Consider the following 18,310-nt stretch of genomic DNA (forward strand, 5'->3'; position numbering starts at 1 on the left):
GGCCGTCCGCGGGCCTCCCCGACGCCCTTCGGGCACCGTGCTCAGGCCATCCAGCGGTCCGGGCGCGCCGAGCGGCGGCCCGTCCGGGACCGCTCGGCCTGCTCCCGCAGCAGCGAAGCGGCCGCCTCCGCGTCCCGCAGACGGGCCGTCACGGTCTTGTCGGCCCCCGTGTCCACATGAACGTCCGCGAGCCGCCACAGCCGCTCCCAGGGCCCCTGCGTCAGCCGTACGCTCTGGACCTTGGCGTGCGGGACCAGTGCCAGGCGCCGGCGCAGCAACCCGTGCCGCACGGCGAACACCGTCTCCGTGACCGCGAGCCCGTAGCCGCGCCACCACAACGGAACGCACCAGCGGGCCCGCCGGGGCGGCCGGGGCAGCTCATCGGGCACCGTCACACCGGGCAGCACGCGCGCGACGACCGACTCGGCGACCGCGCGCGGCGCGACCGGCACCAGTACGGAGTTCGCCGACCCGGCCACGTCCAGCTCCACCCGCACCCAACGCAGCGGCCGCCACAGCAGTGGCTCCACGATCCGCACGGTCTGCACCCGCCCCGGCGGCACCGTCTCGTGCGTGCGGTCGAGCAGCCCGTGGTCGATGCGCAGTCCGTCCGGGGACTCCCCGACCGTCCAGTCGTACTCCCCGACGAACCTCCCCACACTGGTCGTGGCCGCCGCGCCGAGCAGCGGCAGGGCGGTGGCGAGGACCGTCCACACACTGTGGGTGGCCAGCCACAGCACCGGCGGTACGACGAGGGCGGCGGCCAGGGAGCCCCAGGTGGCGCCCGTCAGCACGAGGGAGAGCGCGAGCTTGCCCGGGGGCACACGCATCAGCTCGTGCGCCGGCGCCTCGCCGACTTCGCGCGCCGTCTCGGGCGCGAATCCGGCGGCGCGCGCCAGCAGCTCCGCGCGGAGCGAACGCGCCTCACCCTGCCCCAGGAAGGCCAGCTCGTCCTTCTTGTCGGTGCCGACGACGTCGATGCGCAGCTTGGCGACACCCGCCACACGCGCGAGCAGCGGCTGGGTCACGTCGACGGCCTGGATCCGCTCCAGCCGGATGTGCGCGGTGCGCCGGAACAACAGCCCCGTGCGTATGCGCAGTTCGCTGTCGGTCACCGCGAAGTAGGTGAACCACCAGCTCAGGAAGCCGTACAGGGCGCCCGCCGTGACCAGGACGGCGAGTCCGGCCAGGAGCATGGTCGTGGTCAGCTTCGTCAGCTGTTCCTGGGCCTGGTTCGGGTCGTGCACCGCCCAGCCGGTGAGCACCGCGACCGGCGCCCACGCCCGCCGGAACGGCGTCACGGGATGCAGCCGCCGCTCGCCCACGGCCTTGCCGGGGCGTATGACGCCGTCGACGCCGGGCGCGGTCACAGGCCCGCCGATCGGGCTTCGCCGAGCTCGGTGAGCCGGTCGCGCAGCCGTTCCGCCTCGGCCGGGTCGAGGCCGGGGATGGCCGCGTCGGTGGCGGCGGCCGCGGTGTGCAGCTGCACGCTCGCCAGGCCGAAGTACCGTTCGACGGGCCCCGAGGTCACCTCCACCAGCTGCATGCGCCCGTACGGCACCACGGTCTCCTCGCGCCACAGCACCCCGCGGCTGATCAGCAGGTCGTCCGCGCGCTCGGCGTACCGCCAGGAACGCCAGTTGCGGCCGATCAGCACCCAGCCCCAGGCCATCAAGGCCAGCGGCAGCAGCGCGAAGGCCGCCCACACCGGCCCCGCGAGCAGACCCGGCAGCAGGCCCACGGCGAGCGCGAGCAGCCCCAGCCACACCACCAGCAGCAGCCGCCGCATCCGCAGCAGGCCGGGCGGCAGCCCCGTCCACACCGGCTCGGTCTCCGTCGCCCCGGCACCGGCCGGGCTCCCCGTCTCCATGAGGTCAGCGTACGTACGAGAGACTGGGTTCATGACTCCTACGACGGAGACCACGGTCGGCATCGGCGGCGCCGCGGAGAGCACCGACATGGTGCTCAACATCGGCCCCCAGCACCCCTCCACGCACGGCGTGCTGCGGCTGAAGCTCGTGCTGGACGGCGAGCGGATCGTCTCCGCCGAGCCGGTGATCGGCTACATGCACCGCGGCGCGGAGAAGCTCTTCGAGGCGCGCGACTACCGGCAGATCATCATGCTCGCCAACCGCCACGACTGGCTGTCGGCCTTCTCCAACGAGCTGGGCGTGGTCCTCGCCGTCGAGCGCATGCTCGGCATGGAGGTGCCCGTCCGCGCGGTGTGGACGCGCACCCTGCTCGCCGAGCTGAACCGGGTGCTCAACCATCTGATGTTCCTCGGTTCCTACCCGCTGGAGCTGGGCGGGATCACCCCGGTCTTCCACGCGTTCCGCGAGCGCGAGGAGCTCCAGAACGTCATGGAGGAGGTCTCCGGCGGACGCATGCACTACATGTTCAACCGTGTCGGCGGCCTCAAGGAGGACCTCCCGGCCGACTGGACCGCACGCGCGCGTACCGCCGTTTCCGCCGTGCGCTCCCGTATGGACGTCTTCGACGGCCTGGTCCTCGGCAACGAGATCTTCCGCGGGCGCACCCGGGGCGTGGGCATCCTCGCGCCGGAGGCCGTGCACGCCTACGGCGTGAGCGGGCCCATCGCGCGTGCCTCGGGCGTCGACTTCGACCTGCGCCGTGACGAGCCCTACCTGGCCTACGGAGAACTCCAGGACACACTCCGGGTGGTCACCCGGGCCGAGGGCGACTGCCTGGCCCGCTTCGAGTGCCTCCTGGAGCAGACCCACAACGCCCTGGACCTGGCCGACGCCTGCCTGGACCGGGTCGCCGAGCTGCCGCCGGGACCGATCAACCAGCGGCTCCCCAAGGTCCTCAAGGCGCCCGAGGGCCACACCTACGCCTGGACCGAGAACCCCCTCGGCATCAACGGCTACTACCTCGTCAGCAAGGGCGAAAAGACCCCGTACCGGCTGAAGCTGCGCTCGGCGTCGTTCAACAACATCCAGGCGCTGATGGAGCTGCTGCCGGGGACGCTGGTGGCGGACATGGTCGCGATTCTGGGGTCGATGTTCTTCGTGGTGGGGGACATCGACAAGTAGGGCGCGGGCGCGCGGGGCCTGCGGCATGGGGTTGTGCGCGCCGGGCGGGGGGCGTGTGGCGTGCCAGGCGTGTGGTGCTGGGGCCTGCGTGCCGGACGCGCGGTCACCGCAGCGGGTTCTCGATGCCCACCGGCTGCAGCAGCCACCCGAAGTCGCCGAGGCCGCCGGAGGCGGTGAGCTCGGCGGCCTCGCCGGCGCTCGCGAGGGCGCGTACGTAGGCGGCGGGGTGGGTGGAGGCGAGCGTGAGCGGGGGGCGTGCGCCGAGGAGGCCCAGAGCGCGCAGGGCGGCGCGTTGGGTGAGGAAGAGCGCTTCGGGGAGGGCGTACGCCGGATCGAGCGCCGTGCACGCGTCCAGCGCGACGTGCGCGGTGATGTCGCACGACCCGTCCGGGACGGGCGTCGTCGCGCGCCCCTCCCGGAAGCCGGTGAGCGTGCCGAACGGGGGGCGTGTGTCCACGGTGTGCGCGTAGTCCACGGCCACCGCGAGCCCCTCCCGCACACAGGTGACGGCGTCCGCCCACGCCCGGTCCCGGGGCAGCCCGATCTCCGCGCGCAGCCCCGGCTCAGTGCCCAGCGGCCACCACCGCGTGAGCCACTCCGCGTCCGCGCCCGAGACACGCTCTCCGAGCAGTTCGGTGCCGTCGCGCCGGACGTGCACCAGTCGGGGCGTACCGGCCGAGTCCACCTCGGCGACGTCGACCGGGACGTTGTCGAGCCATTCGTTGGCGAAGAGCAGGCCGGTGATCGTGCGCGGCAGTTCGGTCAGCCAGGTGATGCGGTCGGGCAGGCCGGGCGGCCGGTCGGCGACCTCGACGGCGCGGGCCCGCGTGCGTGCCGCCACGTCGGCGGGCAGCGCGGCTAGCACGCCGGCGACCAGCTCGCCCCGGCCGGCGCCCATGTCGACGAAGTCCAGCGTCCCGGGGCGCCCCAGGGCCTCGTCGACCCGGCACAGCAGCTCGGCCACGGCCTCGGCGAACAGCCGCGACGCGTGGACCGAGGTACGGAAGTGGCCGGCCGGTCCCTCCGGCCGGCGGTAGAAGCCGCCAGGGCCGTACAGGGCCGCCTCGGTGGCCGCCCGCCAGCCACGGAAGTCGTCTGCCGTCTCCCGCGTCGCCTCATCCGTCACCGGGCCAGACTAGGCGCACAGGTGATCACCTTCTCCACCTTGCGGAGTACGTGTGCGGAACAGGGATCGGCCCTCCGGTTGACCCCTGCACCTATCACGCTTCCCTACTCTGGGTTACGTGCAGCGCCTCTATGACTTCCTCCGCAGGAACCCGACATGGGTCGACAGCTTCTGGGCCGTCGTCCTGCTCGGGGTTTCCTGCGTGAGTGTCGTGAACCTCAGTGGGGCGCCCGAGCACCACGGTTCGACCGCCGCCATGCTGGCAGTTTCCGTGGTCATGGGGGTGGTGGTCGCACTGCGCCGCCGGTTCCCGGAGCCGATGCTGCTGCTGGCCGCGGCGACCGGCCTGGCCCAGCTGATCCTGGACGTCGAGACGACGGTCGCCAACTTCGCGATGCTGGTGATCGTCTGCACGGTCGCCGCGGTCGGCGAGAGCTGGGCGTCCCGGTTCGCCCTCTACGCGGGGCTGTGCGCGGCGTCCCTGGCACAGATCCGGTGGCCCCAGGACAGGACGAGTCTCGTCGGGCACCTGGCCCTCGTGGTGTTCCAGACGGTGCCGTTCGTGCTCGCCTGGGTGCTCGGCGACTCCATGCGCACCCGCCGCGCCTACTTCGCACAGCTGGAGGAGCGTGCCGCCCGGCTCGAGAAGGAGCGCGAGGCGCAGGCCAAGGTCGCGGTCGCGGCCGAGCGCGCCCGGATCGCGCGCGAACTGCACGACGTGGTCGCGCACAACGTGTCGGTGATGGTGGTCCAGGCAGACGGCGCCGCCTATGTCCTCGACGTCGCCCCCGACCAGGCCAAGAAGGCCCTGGAGACGATCTCCTCCACCGGCCGCCAGGCCCTCGCCGAGATGCGCCGCCTGCTGGGCGTGCTGCGCACGGGCGAGCACAAGGAGGTCGGCGAGTACGTTCCGCAGCCCGACGTCGAGCAGATCGACGAGCTCATCGAGCAGTGCCGCAGCTCCGGCCTGCCCGTCGACTTCAAGGTCGAGGGCACCCCGCGCCCGCTGCCCAGCGGCGTCGAGCTCACGGCGTACCGGATCGTCCAGGAGGCGCTCACCAACACCCGCAAGCACGGCGGGCCCAACACGGGTGCCAGCGTGCGGCTGGTCTACTTCGACGACGGACTCGGCCTGCTGGTCGAGGACGACGGCAAGGGCGCCCCGCACGAGATGTACGAGGAGGGCGGCGCCGACGGGCAGGGGCACGGCCTGATCGGCATGCGCGAGCGGGTCGGTATGGTCGGCGGCACGCTCGACGCGGGGCCCCGTCCCGGCGGAGGATTCCGCATCAGTGCTCTGCTGCCGCTCAAACCGGCGCATTGACACAGACGCGCGCCCCCGGTTGACACCTGTCACGCCCCCCGGGGAAGTCCCCGCAACAGACCGACGAACGGAAACGGAAGAGGACCCGATGACGATCCGCGTGATGCTCGTCGACGACCAGGTGCTGCTGCGCACCGGGTTCCGGATGGTGCTCGCGGCCCAGCCGGACATGGAGGTCGTCGCGGAGGCGGGCGACGGCGTCGAGGCCCTCCAGGTGCTGAAGTCCGCCGATGTGGACGTCGTCCTGATGGACGTGCGCATGCCCAAGCTGGACGGGGTGGAGACCACCCGCCGCATCTGCTCGGAGCCCGAGCCGCCCAAGGTGCTCATCCTGACCACCTTCGACCTCGACGAGTACGCCTTCTCGGGGCTGAAGGCGGGTGCCTCCGGCTTCATGCTCAAGGACGTGCCGCCGGGCGAGCTGCTGGCCGCGATCCGCTCGGTGCACAGCGGCGACGCCGTCGTCGCGCCCTCCACCACCCGGCGGCTCCTCGACCGGTTCGCCCCGATGCTGCCCTCCGCCGGCAAGGAGTCCCAGCACCAGGAGCTGAACCGGCTCACCGACCGCGAGCGCGAGGTCATGGTGCTGGTCGCGCAGGGCCTGTCGAACGGCGAGATCGCGAGCCGGCTGGTGCTCTCCGAGGCGACCGTGAAGACCCATGTGGGCCGCATCCTGACCAAGCTCGGCCTGCGCGACCGGGTCCAGGTGGTCGTGCTCGCCTACGAGACCGGACTGGTCCGCGCGGGCGGCGGCCACGGCTGACCCACTCCCGCGCGGCTGACGTACGGCCCGCGCGGCTAGCGGAGTATCCCTTCCAGGAAGTCGCTGCCGAGGCGGGCCACGACCGTGACGTCCAGCTGGTGCAGCACGTACCGGCCGCGGCGGCGCGTGGTGACCAGGCCCGCCTTCTTGAGGACGCCCAGGTGCCGGGAGACCTCGGGTGCCGAAAGGCCGTGCACCTGCGCCAGTTCGCTGGTGGTGTACGCGCTGCGGGCCAGGTACCGGCACAGCCGCATCCGGACGGGATGGGACAGCGCCGCCATCCGCAGCGTGAGCGCCTCCACCGACGCCGGGGAGGCCAGCTCCGGCGAACCGACCGGGTAGTGCAACACCGGCTGCCAGCCGTAGCGGTGCAGGACCATCAGATGAGGCCAGCCGAGGCTCGTGGGCACCAGCAGGAGGCCGTCGGCGTCGACCACGGCATGGCCGTCGGTGAGCTTGTCCACGGTGATCCGCGCGCCCGCCTCGTCGAGCGTCACGACCGGCGAGACCGCGGCCAGCGCCTCGGCCAGCCCCTTGCGGCGCAGCAGCTCCGTCTTGTGCCGGGCGTCGGCCGCCAGCTGGTGGCGCAGCCGCGACCAGGCCTCGTCGAAGAACGCCTCGGCGCAGTCCTCCAGGAACCGGCGCAGCCACGCGCGCACACTCGGCGGATCGTCGAGCAGCCGCTGCGCGAACCGGACCTGCTGCGGACCGCGCGAGGCGGCCACCTCCAGCGCCCTGCGCCGCCCGACCGGATCCGACAGAAGGGCCGGCGCCTGCGTGTCGTAGGAGAGCACGCAGGTGAACTCCAGGGCCGCGTCCACGAACTGTTCGTCCGTCAGCTTGTCCAGCTGGCCGAGCTCCTCGGCCAGCGTCCCGCCCGGGACGGCGCCGGGAACGGCCGCGTACGGCAGGAACAGGTCCGAGAACGTCGACCGCCACAGAAAGTCCGCCTCGCACAGGCGGTCGGCCAGATGCGGCTCCATCCGGGCGGTCACGCCCGTCACCCAGCCCTGGAGGCCGGGATGGTGCCCCGGCTCCGACAGCGCGTGCAGCGCCATGCCGAGCTCGGCCAGGGGCGAGGGCACCACGGCGACCCTCTCCGGCCGCAGCCCCGCGATGTCGATACGTACGCTCATGTCCCCCATCGTGCACCCCGCCACCGACAACGCCTCCCCCGATTGACGGGCGCCGTCAATCGACACGACGGCGGCGCGGCGGGCACGCGAGGCTGGGGAGCCATGAGCATCGTCCAGCAGCACTTCCTCGACACGTACCGCGCTCAGCAGCACGGGGAGCCCGCGCCGCCCGCGCCCGGCGCGCACGATGTGCTCGTGGCGCGCGCGGCACGCGATTACCGGCGGTTCCGTGCGGTTGTCGCGGGACGGCCGGCGCGCGGGCGGATCCGGGGCGCCGTGGTGCGGTGGGCGCGCCCGCGCGCCTCGTAGGAGGCGTGCGCCGGTCGCCCACCGGGGTGCCGGGCAGCGCTTGGCGGAGCGTGCGCGCCGGTGGGGGCTGCACACACGGGTCCCCGCGCCCCTAGCGCGGCGCTGTGGGCAACCGGCGCGCGAATTCCGCGACCGCCGCCCGCACCTCCTCCGCCGTCCAGCCCAGGCCGGCCTCCGACACCGTCACCTCGGTCATGGACAGACCCGGGCCCTTCGTCTCCCAGAAGCCGGCGAAGAGGTACGTGCCGGTCTCCTCGGCCTGCCGTGCCGCCGCCTCCAGCAGCACGTCGGCGTCGTACGGCAGCCAGACCTGGAACTCGTGGGTGTGCGGCTCCTCGGGGTGCACGCGCGTCCACGCGAGCCCCGCCTCGGCGAAGCCCTCGCGCAGGGCGGCGGCGACCAGGCGCGCGTGGCGTACGTAGTCCGGGAGGCGGGGCAGTTCGCGCTCCAGGCCGATCAGGGCCGCGAGCGCCGTCGGGAACTGCTGGAAGATCATGCCGCCGTAGCGGTGGCGCCAGGTCTTCGCCTCCTCGACCAGAGCCTTCGGGCCGGCCAGGGCGGCGCCGCCGATGCCGCCGAGGGACTTGTAGAACGACACGTAGACGCTGTCCGCGAGGTCCGCGATCTCGTGCAGGGGGCGCCCGAAACGGACGGTGCACTCCCACAGGCGTGCGCCGTCGAAGTGCACCACCGCGTCGCGCTCCCGCGCCGCCTCCACGACCTCGGTGAGCTCCTCCCAGGTGGGCAACACGTAACCGGCGTCCCTGAGGGGCAGTTCCAGCATCAGCGCCCCGAAGGGCTCCTCGAAGTCGCGTATCTCCTGTGCGGTGGGGAGCCGGGGCTCACCCGTGACGCGGACCGTGCGCAGGCCGGCGACCTCGCGGAAGGCGTCGCGTTCGTGGACCTCGGGGTGGGCGAGGGCGTGCAGGGCGACCGTGGGGTTGCCGGTCCGGGCCGCCCAGCAGCGCAGGGCCACCTGCTGGGCCATCGTGCCGGTCGGGAAGAACGCGGCGGACTCCGTGCCCAGCAGGGCCGCGACCCGCTCCTCCAGGGCCGCGACGATCCCGTTGCCGTAGACGTCCCCCGGTTCGTCCAGGTCGTACACGTCGGGGGCCGCTTCGTGGAGCAGCGCGAGCCGTTCGCGCAGGGGGGCGCGCAGGCCCACGCGCGCGAGGACGCGATCGGCCTTCCGGTAGGCGGCCGCGCGCCGCTCTCGCATCCGCTGTTCCGCCGACCGGGGTTCGTTCGGCTGCTCGTCCTGGGGCGTCGTCGCCGTATCGCTCATGCCGTGGATGATGCCGTGGCGCCGGGCCGGAGGTCCTCGCATTTTCCGTACCGGGGGCCGTCCCGGGCGGTGTGACGGGTCACCCACAGCCTGTGGACAGCCAACTGGGCCCGAACCCGATAGCGTTAACATGACGAGAAATCGTCCGGTACCCAGAGCGGACTGGAACGGGAAGGCCACCGTCGCGTGAGTACAGTCCAACAGCCAGACCCCAGTGACCGCCCCGCGCGGCTCACCGTCGGCGTCGTCGGCGCCGGCCGGGTGGGTCCCGCGCTCGCCGCGTCCCTGCAGCTCGCCGGGCACCGCCCGGTGGCGGTCTCCGGGGTCTCCGACGCCTCCCGGCGGCGCGCCGAGGCGATGCTGCCCGACATCCCGCTGGTCCCCCCCGCCGAGGTCCTCCAGCGCGCCGACCTGGTGCTCCTGACCGTCCCCGACGACGCCCTGCCCGGCCTGGTCGCCGGCCTCGCCGAGACCGGCGCGGTACGGCCGGGCCAGCTGCTCGTGCACACCTCCGGGCGATACGGCGCCAAGGTCCTCGACCCGGCCCTGCGCGCGGGCGCGCTGCCGCTGGCCCTGCACCCGGCGATGACCTTCACCGGGACACCGGTGGACGTGCAGCGGCTCGCGGGCTGCTCGTTCGGGGTGACCGCGCCCGAGGAGCTGCGGCTGGCCGCCGAGGCCCTCGTCATCGAGATGGGCGGCGAGCCGGAGTGGATCTCCGAGGAGAACCGCCCGCTCTACCACGCGGCCCTCGCCCTCGGCGCCAACCACCTGGTCACCCTGGTCGCCCAGTCCATGGAGCTGCTCCGCACGGCCGGTGTCGAGGCCCCGGACCGAATGCTCGGCCCGCTGCTCGGCGCCGCCCTGGACAACGCCCTGCGCTCCGGCGACGCGGCACTGACCGGGCCGGTCGCGCGCGGGGACGCGGGCACCGTCGCCGCGCACGTCACGGAGTTGCGCCGGCACGCCCCGCAGACCGTCGACGGCTATCTGGCGATGGCCCGTGCCACGGCCGACCGGGCGCTCGCCCAGGGCCTGCTGAAGCCGGAACTCGCCGAGGACCTCCTCGGCGTCCTCGCCGGCGGCACGAACGGCACCCACGGCACCGAGGGGAACCCCCGATGAGCACCATCCTGCTGCGCACCGCCGACGAACTGCACGCGCGCGTGCGGCACGGTCGCCGCGCCGTCGTGATGACCATGGGCGCCCTGCACGAGGGCCATGCCACGCTGATCCGGAGCGCCCGCGAGATCGCCGGCCCGGACGGCGAGGTCGTCGTCACGGTCTTCGTCAACCCGCTGCAGTTCGGGGCCGGCGAGGACCTCGACCGCTACCCGCGCACCTTGGACGCCGACCTGAAGATCGCGGAACAGGCGGGCGCGGACGCCGTGTTCGCCCCGTCGGTCGAGGAGGTCTACCCGGGCGGCCAGCCCCAGGTGCGGGTCACCGCGGGTCCGATGGGCACGCTCCTGGAGGGCGCCTCGCGGCCCGGGCACTTCGACGGCGTCCTCACCGTCGTCGCCAAGCTGCTGCACCTCACCCGCCCCGACGCGGCCCTGTTCGGGCAGAAGGACGCCCAGCAGCTGGCCGTGATCCGGCGCATGGTGCGGGACCTGAACTTCGGCATCGAGATCGTCGGTGTACCCACGGTGCGCGAGGCCGACGGGCTCGCGCTCTCCAGCCGCAACCGCTATCTGTCGGCCGACGAGCGCCGCACGGCGCTCACGCTGTCGCGGGCGCTGTTCGCCGGAGGCGACCGGCACGCGGCGCAGGAGGCGTTGCGTGCGCGGGCGCGCGAGGTGCCGTCCACGCGGGCGCGTGCCGAGGCGCTCAGCGCCATAGGGGAGTCCCGCGCGGCGGCCGACGCGCACGCCGTCGCCAAGGCCGTGCCGAACGCCGCCGCGGCAGTCCGCGCGGCCGCGCGGACGGTCCTGGACGAGGCCGTCCACTACGACCCGCCGCTCGAACTGGACTATCTCGCCCTGGTCGACCCCTCCGACTTCACCGAGATCGACGACGACTTCACCGGAGAAGCCGTCCTCGCCGTCGCCGCCCGGGTCGGGACGACCCGGCTGATCGACAACATCCCGCTCACCTTCGCCGCTCCCGGAGCCGCCTCGTGACCAGCACAGGCATACGACTGCACGCACCCGCCCCCGGGTGGTCCATCGACGCGGACGTGGTGGTCGTCGGGTCCGGCGTCGCCGGCCTGACCGCCGCCCTGCGCTGCGAGGCCGCCGGACTGACCACGGTCGTCGTCACCAAGGCGCTCCTCGACGACGGCTCCACCCGCTGGGCCCAGGGCGGCATCGCAGCCGCCCTGGGCGAGGGCGACACCCCCGAACAGCACCTGGACGACACCCTGGTCGCGGGCGCGGGCATGTGCGACGAGGGGGCCGTACGGATCCTCGTCACCGAGGGCCCCGACGCGGTACGGCGGCTGATCTCGACCGGGGCCCACTTCGACACCGACGCGGACGGCGACATCGAGCTCACCCGCGAGGGCGGCCACCACCGGCGCCGGATCGTGCACGCGGGCGGGGACGCGACCGGCGCGGAGGTCTCGCGCGCGCTGGTGGAAGCGGCTCGCGCGCGGGGCGTGCGGATGATCGAGAACGCGCTGGTGCTCGACCTGCTGACCGACGCCGAGGGGCGCACGGCGGGCGTGACCCTGCACGTGATGGGCGAGGGCCAGCACGACGGCGTGGGCGCCGTGCACGCCCCCGCGGTCGTCCTCGCCACCGGCGGCATGGGCCAGGTCTTCTCCGCCACCACCAACCCGTCGGTGTCCACCGGCGACGGCGTGGCGCTCGCGCTGCGGGCCGGCGCGGAGGTCTCCGACCTCGAATTCGTCCAGTTCCACCCGACCGTGCTGTTCCTCGGCGCCGACGCGGAGGGCCAGCAGCCGCTGGTCTCCGAGGCGGTGCGCGGGGAGGGCGCGCACCTGGTCGACGCGGACGGCGTGCGCTTCATGGTCGGCCGGCACGAGCTGGCCGAGCTGGCGCCCCGGGACATCGTCGCCAAGGGCATCATGCGGCGCATGCAGGAGCAGGACGCCGAGCACATGTTCCTGGACGCCCGGCACTTCGGCGCCGACATGTGGGAACACCGCTTCCCGACGATCCTGGCCGCCTGCCGGGCGCACGGCATCGACCCGGTCACCGAGCCCATCCCGATAGCGCCGGCCGCGCACTACGCCTCCGGGGGCGTGCGCACCGACGCGCGCGGGCGCACGACCGTGCGCGGGCTCTACGCGTGCGGCGAGGTCGCGTGCACCGGTGTGCACGGCGCGAACCGGCTGGCGTCCAACTCCCTCCTGGAGGGTCTGGTCTACGCCGAGCGCATCGCCGCCGACATCACGGCGCGGCACGCGGAGAACCGCCTCCACGCGCGCGTGCCCGTCCCGGTCCCGCACCCCGACAAGCCCGCGCACCCGCTGCTGGCCCCCGAGGCGCGGTTCGCGATCCAGCGGATCATGACCGAGGGCGCCGGCGTGCTGCGCTCCGAGGAATCCCTGGCCAGGGCCGCCGAGCAGCTCCAGCGCCTGCACACCGAGGCCCGTGACGCCCTCGCCGAGAACGGCAAGACCGCCGAGCCCGGCGTCGACACCTGGGAGGCCACCAACCTCCTGTGCGTCGCGCGGGTGCTCGTCGAGGCGGCCCGGCGCCGCCAGGAGACCCGCGGCTGCCACTGGCGCGAGGACCACGCCGACCGCGACGACACCGCGTGGCGCCGCCACATCGTCGTACGGCTGAATCCGGACCGCTCGCTGGCCGTGGGCACCACCGACACCGCAGACTTCCCCCCGACCCGGCCGCACCAGCCATCCCAGGAGCAGTGACAGACGTGAGCACCAACGACCTTCCCCTCGCCAACGGCGGCGGCTGCGGCGACGGCTGTGCCTGCGGCGCCGAGGGCGACGAGGAGTACCTGGAGTGCGGGCTCGACCCCGCGCTCGCCGAACTCCTCGCCGCCGCCGGACTCGACCCCGTGGAGGTCGAGGACATCGCCAACGTGGCCATCCAGGAGGACCTGGACAACGGCGTGGACGTGACGACCGTCGCGACGATCCCCGAGGAGGCCGTGGCGACCGCCGACTTCGTCGCGCGCGAGGCGGGCGTCGTCGCCGGGCTGCGGGTCGCCGAGGCCGTGGTCTCCGTGGTCTGCACGGACGAGTTCGAGGTCGAGCGGCACGTCGAGGACGGCGACCGGGTCGAGGCCGGACAGCCGCTGCTGTCGATCACCACCCGCACCCGCGACCTGCTCACCGCCGAGCGCAGCGCGCTCAACATCCTGAACCGCCTCTCCGGCATCGCGACCGCCACGCGCGCGTGGGCGGACGCGCTGGAGGGCACCACCACCCGCGTGCGGGACACCCGGAAGACCACCCCGGGGCTGCGCTCCCTGGAGAAGTTCGCGGTGCGCTGCGGCGGCGGCGTCAACCACCGGATGTCGCTCTCCGACGCGGCCCTGGTCAAGGACAACCACGTGGTCGCCGCCGGCGGCGTCGAGCAGGCCTTCAAGGCCGTCCGCGAGGCCTTCCCGGACCTGGCGATCGAGGTCGAGGTCGACACCCTGCACCAGCTGCGCGAGGCCGTCGACGCGGGCGCCGACCTGATCCTGCTGGACAACTTCACGCCGGGGGAGTGCGAGGAGGCCGTGGCGATCGTGCACGGCCGCGCGCTCCTGGAGGCGTCCGGGCGGCTCACCCTGGAGAACGCGCGGGCGTACGCCGACACCGGCGTGGACTTCCTGGCCGTCGGTGCCCTGACCCACTCCTCGCCGATCCTGGACATCGGCCTGGATCTGCGCGAGGCGGAGTGACCCCATGCTCCTCACCATCGATGTCGGCAACACGCACACCGTCCTCGGGCTCTTCGACGGCGAGGACATCGTCGAGCACTGGCGCATCTCCACGGACGCGCGCCGTACCGCCGACGAGCTGGCGGTGCTCCTCCAGGGCCTGATGGGCATGCACCCGCTGCTCGGCGACGAACTCGGTGACGGTATCGACGGCATCGCGATCTGCGCGACCGTGCCGTCCGTGCTGCACGAGCTGCGCGAGGTCACCCGGCGGTACTACGGCGATGTGCCGGCGGTGCTGGTGGAACCGGGGGTGAAGACCGGGGTGCCGATCCTCACCGACAACCCCAAGGAGGTCGGCGCGGACCGGATCATCAACGCGGTCGCCGCCGTCGAGCTGTTCGGCGGCCCGGCGATCGTCGTCGACTTCGGTACGGCGACGACCTTCGACGCGGTCTCCGCGCGCGGGGAGTACGTCGGCGGCGTGATCGCGCCCGGCATCGAGATCTCCGTGGAGGCACTGGGCGTCAGGGGCGCGCAGCTGCGGAAGATCGAGGTGGCCCGGCCGCGGAGTGTGATCGGCAAGAACACCGTGGAGGCTATGCAGGCGGGCATCGTGTACGGCTTCGCCGGGCAGGTCGACGGAGTGGTCGGCCGGATGGCGCGGGAGCTGGCGGACGATCCGGACGACGTGACGGTGATCGCGACGGGCGGGCTGGCACCGATGGTGCTGGGGGAGTCCTCGGTGATCGACGAGCACGAGCCGTGGCTGACGCTGGTCGGGCTGCGCCTGGTGTACGAGCGGAACGTCTCGCGGATGTGAGGTGGCGGGGGCGGGGGCACGGGCCCCGGCGTCCAGGTGGGTGGCCCTGATGCGCCACACCCCGCCCCCTATGTCGAGTTTGTCTGATTTACGCGTATCTTCGGTCCATGCCCACGCCATACGGATCCCGCGGCGGCATGGCGTTCGGTGCGGAGGAGCTACGTGTGCTCCGCCGTGCTCTCGCCCTCGCCCTTCACCCCGGTCCCGCCTCCGCCGAGGACATCAAGGACTGTCATCGGCTCGCCGAGTCGTTCGACGAGGCGATGCGTGAGGGGGCCCGGTTGCGTGCCTTCCTGGTGGCCGATCTGGTCCGGTACCGCGCGGCCCTGCCCGGGACCGTCGCCGGTTATCTCACCCTCCTGGAGGAGGCGCTGAGTGCCGGACACCGGCCCACCCCGGACGACCTCGCCGCGCTCAGGGCGCTGCGCGGCAACCCCGGCGCCGCCGCGCTGCTCGACCGTTGCCAGGGGCTCGCGGAGCGTGATGTGCGGGCCCGGCTCGCGCAGGGCGCCCGCAAGGTGCCCGCACCGGCCGTTCCGGCGTCCAGGGTCCGCCTGACGGCCCTGCCGGGCGGTGTGGCCAAGGAGCCGGAGAAGAAGCCGAAGGAAAGGCCCGCCGAGCGGCCCGCCCCGCAGCCCGCGGCCCCCGAGCCCGTGGCGCCCAAGCGGCCCATTCCGACCCCGGGCGAGGTCTTCCCCCGGCGCCGGCCCACCCCGCCGCCGCAGCAGCTCGCCGCCGGCTGACCGGACGCCCGGCGGCACAGCGCGGAAGCGGCGGGGAAAACGGCAGCTCGCGCGCGTTGCGCGACACTGCGCCCACCCCGCACCTTTCGCCCGGTTCCCCGTGGCTACCCTGGACGCATGGAATACGTCTCCGCGCTCCTGCCCCCGGTCGTCATGGCCGTCTTCTTCATCGGTCTGGTCCGGGTGATCGTGAAGACCCAGGGCGGCGCCGCCAAGGCCAAGGAGGACGCCGCCGTGGACGCCGCCCTCGCGCGCGCGGCACGCGGGGAGAGCGGCCCGAAGACCGCCGCCCCCAGCGGCGACGCCTGATCGCCGACCGCACCACCCCGGCGTACGACTCGCCGCACGGTCACAGCCGTGCCTTCCGGGTCGTACGCCCTTTTTGTTCGCCTTTGTTGGCGGAAGTGCACGTCCGGCACGCCATTGGTGGGATCTACCACTATTGTCTGAGCTGTGCCTCGCCCATTGGGAGAACTCGAAGACGCGGTCATGACGCGGGTGTGGAAGTGGAACCGCCCGGTGACCGTTCGAGAAGTCCTGGAAGACCTCCAGCAGGAACGGTCCATCGCGTACACCACGGTGATGACCGTTTTGGACAATCTCCATCAGAAGGGCTGGGTGCGGCGGGAGGCCGAAGGGCGTGCCTATCGATATGAGGCCGTCTCCACACGGGCCGCCTACGCCGCCGCCCTCATGAACGACGCGTGGTCCCAGAGCGACAACCCGGCCGCCGCTCTCGTCGCCTTCTTCGGGATGATGAGCGACGAACAGCGCCAGGCACTGCGGGACGCCGTACGGATGGTGCAGGGCCCGGATACGCGGGAACAGCAGGAAGAACGCGAAGACCGGGAAGCCCCGCAAGAGGAGAACCCCGGCTCCATGGCGGACCGCGGCGGGCGATAGCGTCCGCTCATGTCAGCGATGCGCCCCGAAGTCACCGCAAAAGCCATCACCGTCCGGCGGGCCCGGACCGGCGATGTCCCGGCGGTGCGCCGGCTCCTTGACGCGTACGTCCGTGACCGCATCCTCCTCGACAAAGCCACGGTGATGCTTTACGAGGACATCCAGGAGTTCTGGGTCGCGGAACGCGACGACAACGCCGAGGTGGTCGGCTGCGGCGCACTGCACGTGATGTGGGAAGACCTCGCCGAAGTGCGCACTCTCGCGGTGAAGCCGGGCCTCAAGGGCGCCGGTGTCGGTCATCAGTTGCTGGAGAAGTTGCTGGAGACCGCGCGTTGGCTTGGTGTTCGCCGGGTTTTCTGTCTGACCTTCGAAGTCGAGTTCTTCGGGAAGCATGGCTTCGTGGAGATCGGCGAGACACCCGTGGACACCGATGTCTACGCCGAGCTGTTGCGCTCCTATGACGAGGGTGTCGCTGAGTTCCTCGGACTCGAACGAGTGAAACCGAACACCTTGGGCAACAGCCGGATGCTTCTGCATCTGTGATCGCCCAGAGGGATCGGGGCGGACAAGAGGCATCGGAGCGAGTTGGGTGGGAGATCGGGCCCCAATTCCGGGTACCTCGCCTTGCCCCGGTGCCCTATGTCCGAAACGCGCATGTTTCTGGGCGGGAGCAGGCCCCTCGGTCTCTCCCAGGGGTTTGTGTTTTTCCCGCAAAAGCGGTTTGCTTTCCGACGTACTGCAGTACTGCATATAACAGGGGGCGGCGAAACGGCGGGCGCCGCGGACCCCCGGCCCTGAAGTTATCGATGAAAGGAAATCCGGTGGCACAGAAGGTTCAGGTCCTTCTTGTCGACGACCTCGACGGCGGCGAGGCGGACGAGACCGTGACGTTCGCGCTGGACGGCAAGACGTACGAGATCGATCTCACGACTGCCAATGCGGACAAGCTGCGCGGCCTTCTCGACCCCTATGTCAAGGGCGGTCGTCGTACCGGTGGCCGTGCGTCGGGCGGACGTGGAAAGGCCCGTGCGGCTGCCGGCGGCAGCCAGGACACCGCGCAGATTCGCGCGTGGGCAAAGGAGAACGGCTACGAGGTCAACGACCGCGGCCGTGTTCCGGCGACGATTCGCCAGGCCTACGAGGACGCCAACGCCTGACGGTCCTCCGGCCCGTGGCTCGCGCGCCACAACCGGACCCGGTGGCATTCGGTGGCCACCGTGTCCACCAGCCGTACGAGATCGGGGGCGCCTGAGACGCCCCCCATGGCCGACCTCGTCGACAGCGTCGACATGCTCGGCAGCGAGGCCTCGACCTCGCACCCCGACTCGGGGGGCCGCAACCAGAAGGCGGCCCCCTGCACGGATTCCGAAAGTTCCGAACGTTCCGGAGGGTCCGACGGTTCTTCGGGGCCTTCGGCGGCCTGGGCGGCTTCGGGAACCGATCGGGTCCTGGTGGAGACCGGCTCGTGCCGTACCGGAGCGTCCATCCGGCCGTGCGCGCCCAGTGCCCGCAGATCCAGGGCCAGCGCGCCCCACTCCAGCCAGTCCAGCAGCGCCGGCAGCTCCTCCGCGCTGCCCGCGGCCACCAGCAGCAGCATCCGGTCGCCCTGGAGTGCCACCGGAGAGCCCGGCCCCAGATGCCTGAGCGCCCTTGCGCCCGCCGGGGCCGGCACGTCCAGCACGTCGAAACGCACGCCCGTGACCAGCCGCAGCGGCTTTCCGGGCGCTTCGGGCACTGTCGCCCAGCCCAGATCGTTCTCGTACCAGTGCCGGAGCCGGGCCGCCCGCCCGTCCGGCCCGACGGCGCGGCCGGAACCCGGTGCGAGGGTGCAACCGGAACCGGACGCGACGGCGGAATCGACACCGGAACCGAGCGGACGACGGGGATGAGGGACCGTTGAAGCGGACAGAGGGACCGTGCCAGCCATGCCCAGTGCAACCGTCGCGAACCCGCCCAAGTTACGCTGGGTGTGCGGGTGAATGCGCCGAGTGCCGGAAGAGGGGGCCTTCGGGGGTCCGGAGAGACGCAAGGTTGTTCGCCCA

General features: G+C 72.6%; 20 protein-coding genes. 14 read left to right on the top strand and 6 right to left on the bottom strand.

Annotation, left to right across the window (positions count from 1 at the left end; all coding sequences use genetic code 11):
* Positions 1-41 precede the first annotated feature (41 nt).
* The gene (locus ACZ4N4_RS16700) at positions 42-1,370 is read right to left on the bottom strand and encodes a PH domain-containing protein (protein WP_467589015.1); all 1,329 of its coding nucleotides are present in this window, start codon (positions 1,368-1,370) and stop codon (positions 42-44) included.
* Positions 1,367-1,870, bottom strand: a complete 504-nt coding sequence (locus ACZ4N4_RS16705) for a PH domain-containing protein (RefSeq protein ID WP_453385273.1) — start codon at positions 1,868-1,870, stop codon at positions 1,367-1,369. The genes ACZ4N4_RS16700 and ACZ4N4_RS16705 overlap by 4 nt, the downstream gene beginning before the upstream one ends.
* A gap of 31 nt (positions 1,871-1,901) precedes the next feature.
* Here ACZ4N4_RS16705 and ACZ4N4_RS16710 point away from each other — a divergent pair, with 31 nt between their 5' ends.
* A complete protein-coding gene (locus ACZ4N4_RS16710) occupies positions 1,902-3,053 on the top strand; it encodes an NADH-quinone oxidoreductase subunit D (protein WP_453570064.1) in 1,152 nt (383 codons plus the stop codon).
* A 103-nt stretch (positions 3,054-3,156) separates the two neighbouring features.
* Here the strand turns inward: ACZ4N4_RS16710 and ACZ4N4_RS16715 are convergent, their stop codons facing one another.
* Entirely contained in the window at positions 3,157-4,179 is a 1,023-nt protein-coding gene (locus ACZ4N4_RS16715; protein WP_453570061.1) for an SAM-dependent methyltransferase, read from the bottom strand.
* A 118-nt stretch (positions 4,180-4,297) separates the two neighbouring features.
* On the opposite strand from ACZ4N4_RS16715, the gene ACZ4N4_RS16720 reads away from it, so the two are divergent.
* Positions 4,298-5,503 carry a sensor histidine kinase gene (locus ACZ4N4_RS16720; protein ID WP_467589019.1) on the top strand — a complete coding sequence of 402 codons (1,206 nt, stop codon included), beginning with the start codon at positions 4,298-4,300 and terminating at the stop codon, positions 5,501-5,503.
* 88 nt (positions 5,504-5,591) lie between these two features.
* Complete coding sequence (locus tag ACZ4N4_RS16725; protein WP_450761467.1) at positions 5,592-6,266, top strand: response regulator; 675 nt, start codon at positions 5,592-5,594, stop codon at positions 6,264-6,266.
* A gap of 35 nt (positions 6,267-6,301) precedes the next feature.
* On the opposite strand, the gene ACZ4N4_RS16730 is transcribed toward ACZ4N4_RS16725, so the two are convergent.
* Positions 6,302-7,402, bottom strand: coding sequence for a DUF5937 family protein (locus ACZ4N4_RS16730; protein ID WP_467589021.1), 1,101 nt, complete (start codon positions 7,400-7,402; stop codon positions 6,302-6,304).
* Positions 7,403-7,504: 102 nt separating this feature from the next.
* Between ACZ4N4_RS16730 and ACZ4N4_RS16735 the strand changes: the two genes are divergently transcribed.
* The gene (locus tag ACZ4N4_RS16735; protein ID WP_467589024.1) at positions 7,505-7,711 is read left to right on the top strand and encodes a hypothetical protein; all 207 of its coding nucleotides are present in this window, start codon (positions 7,505-7,507) and stop codon (positions 7,709-7,711) included.
* Positions 7,712-7,802: 91 nt separating this feature from the next.
* Here ACZ4N4_RS16735 and ACZ4N4_RS16740 read toward each other — a convergent pair whose 3' ends face one another.
* Entirely contained in the window at positions 7,803-8,996 is a 1,194-nt protein-coding gene (locus ACZ4N4_RS16740; RefSeq protein WP_467589027.1) for a threonine aldolase family protein, read from the bottom strand.
* A 186-nt stretch (positions 8,997-9,182) separates the two neighbouring features.
* Between ACZ4N4_RS16740 and ACZ4N4_RS16745 the strand changes: the two genes are divergently transcribed.
* The 10 genes from ACZ4N4_RS16745 to ACZ4N4_RS16790 all read left to right on the top strand — a co-directional run bounded on the left by ACZ4N4_RS16745 (position 9,183) and on the right by ACZ4N4_RS16790 (position 17,425).
* On the top strand, positions 9,183-10,121 hold the full coding sequence (locus ACZ4N4_RS16745) for a Rossmann-like and DUF2520 domain-containing protein (protein ID WP_453570046.1): 939 nt from the start codon (positions 9,183-9,185) through the stop codon (positions 10,119-10,121).
* A complete protein-coding gene (gene panC / locus ACZ4N4_RS16750; RefSeq protein WP_453570043.1) occupies positions 10,118-11,119 on the top strand; it encodes a pantoate--beta-alanine ligase in 1,002 nt (333 codons plus the stop codon). Before ACZ4N4_RS16745 ends, panC begins: the two co-directional genes overlap by 4 nt.
* A complete protein-coding gene (locus ACZ4N4_RS16755) occupies positions 11,116-12,837 on the top strand; it encodes an L-aspartate oxidase (RefSeq protein ID WP_467589031.1) in 1,722 nt (573 codons plus the stop codon). Before panC ends, ACZ4N4_RS16755 begins: the two co-directional genes overlap by 4 nt.
* 5 nt (positions 12,838-12,842) lie before the next feature.
* Positions 12,843-13,820 carry a carboxylating nicotinate-nucleotide diphosphorylase gene (gene nadC / locus ACZ4N4_RS16760; protein WP_450761456.1) on the top strand — a complete coding sequence of 326 codons (978 nt, stop codon included), beginning with the start codon at positions 12,843-12,845 and terminating at the stop codon, positions 13,818-13,820.
* 4 nt (positions 13,821-13,824) lie between these two features.
* On the top strand, positions 13,825-14,622 hold the full coding sequence (locus ACZ4N4_RS16765; protein WP_351714172.1) for a type III pantothenate kinase: 798 nt from the start codon (positions 13,825-13,827) through the stop codon (positions 14,620-14,622).
* A gap of 137 nt (positions 14,623-14,759) precedes the next feature.
* Complete coding sequence (locus ACZ4N4_RS16770) at positions 14,760-15,365, top strand: hypothetical protein (protein ID WP_450761985.1); 606 nt, start codon at positions 14,760-14,762, stop codon at positions 15,363-15,365.
* Between the two features lie 117 nt (positions 15,366-15,482).
* Positions 15,483-15,674 carry a hypothetical protein gene (locus tag ACZ4N4_RS16775; protein ID WP_450761454.1) on the top strand — a complete coding sequence of 64 codons (192 nt, stop codon included), beginning with the start codon at positions 15,483-15,485 and terminating at the stop codon, positions 15,672-15,674.
* 180 nt (positions 15,675-15,854) lie between these two features.
* On the top strand, positions 15,855-16,268 hold the full coding sequence (locus ACZ4N4_RS16780) for a BlaI/MecI/CopY family transcriptional regulator (RefSeq protein WP_467589138.1): 414 nt from the start codon (positions 15,855-15,857) through the stop codon (positions 16,266-16,268).
* Positions 16,269-16,277: 9 nt separating this feature from the next.
* Positions 16,278-16,811: an amino-acid N-acetyltransferase gene (locus ACZ4N4_RS16785; protein ID WP_351712168.1), complete on the top strand. Its 534-nt coding sequence runs from the start codon at positions 16,278-16,280 to the stop codon at positions 16,809-16,811.
* A gap of 278 nt (positions 16,812-17,089) precedes the next feature.
* Positions 17,090-17,425: a histone-like nucleoid-structuring protein Lsr2 gene (locus ACZ4N4_RS16790; RefSeq protein ID WP_351317758.1), complete on the top strand. Its 336-nt coding sequence runs from the start codon at positions 17,090-17,092 to the stop codon at positions 17,423-17,425.
* Here the strand turns inward: ACZ4N4_RS16790 and ACZ4N4_RS16795 are convergent.
* Positions 17,404-18,195 (bottom strand): SCO3374 family protein, encoded by a 792-nt coding sequence (locus ACZ4N4_RS16795; protein WP_467589037.1) that lies wholly within the window; start codon positions 18,193-18,195, stop codon positions 17,404-17,406. The genes ACZ4N4_RS16790 and ACZ4N4_RS16795 overlap by 22 nt on opposite strands.
* Between the last annotated feature and the right edge of the window lie 115 nt (positions 18,196-18,310).

The organism is Streptomyces sp. NPDC026538, from assembly GCF_055567535.1.

Bases quoted from the DNA above. Each gene is read 5' to 3' on its own strand.
- ACZ4N4_RS16705 (WP_453385273.1), bottom strand. From the start codon at position 1,870: ATGGAGACGGGGAGCCCGGCCGGTGCCGGGGCGACGGAGACCGAGCCG.
- ACZ4N4_RS16710 (WP_453570064.1), top strand. From the start codon at position 1,902: ATGACTCCTACGACGGAGACCACGGTCGGCATCGGCGGCGCCGCGGAG.
- ACZ4N4_RS16725 (WP_450761467.1), top strand. From the start codon at position 5,592: ATGACGATCCGCGTGATGCTCGTCGACGACCAGGTGCTGCTGCGCACC.
- ACZ4N4_RS16730 (WP_467589021.1), bottom strand. From the start codon at position 7,402: ATGAGCGTACGTATCGACATCGCGGGGCTGCGGCCGGAGAGGGTCGCC.
- ACZ4N4_RS16735 (WP_467589024.1), top strand. From the start codon at position 7,505: ATGAGCATCGTCCAGCAGCACTTCCTCGACACGTACCGCGCTCAGCAG.
- ACZ4N4_RS16740 (WP_467589027.1), bottom strand. From the start codon at position 8,996: ATGAGCGATACGGCGACGACGCCCCAGGACGAGCAGCCGAACGAACCC.
- panC (WP_453570043.1), top strand. From the start codon at position 10,118: ATGAGCACCATCCTGCTGCGCACCGCCGACGAACTGCACGCGCGCGTG.
- ACZ4N4_RS16765 (WP_351714172.1), top strand. From the start codon at position 13,825: ATGCTCCTCACCATCGATGTCGGCAACACGCACACCGTCCTCGGGCTC.
- ACZ4N4_RS16770 (WP_450761985.1), top strand. From the start codon at position 14,760: ATGGCGTTCGGTGCGGAGGAGCTACGTGTGCTCCGCCGTGCTCTCGCC.
- ACZ4N4_RS16775 (WP_450761454.1), top strand. From the start codon at position 15,483: ATGGAATACGTCTCCGCGCTCCTGCCCCCGGTCGTCATGGCCGTCTTC.
- ACZ4N4_RS16780 (WP_467589138.1), top strand. From the start codon at position 15,855: ATGACGCGGGTGTGGAAGTGGAACCGCCCGGTGACCGTTCGAGAAGTC.
- ACZ4N4_RS16785 (WP_351712168.1), top strand. From the start codon at position 16,278: ATGTCAGCGATGCGCCCCGAAGTCACCGCAAAAGCCATCACCGTCCGG.
- ACZ4N4_RS16795 (WP_467589037.1), bottom strand. From the start codon at position 18,195: ATGGCTGGCACGGTCCCTCTGTCCGCTTCAACGGTCCCTCATCCCCGT.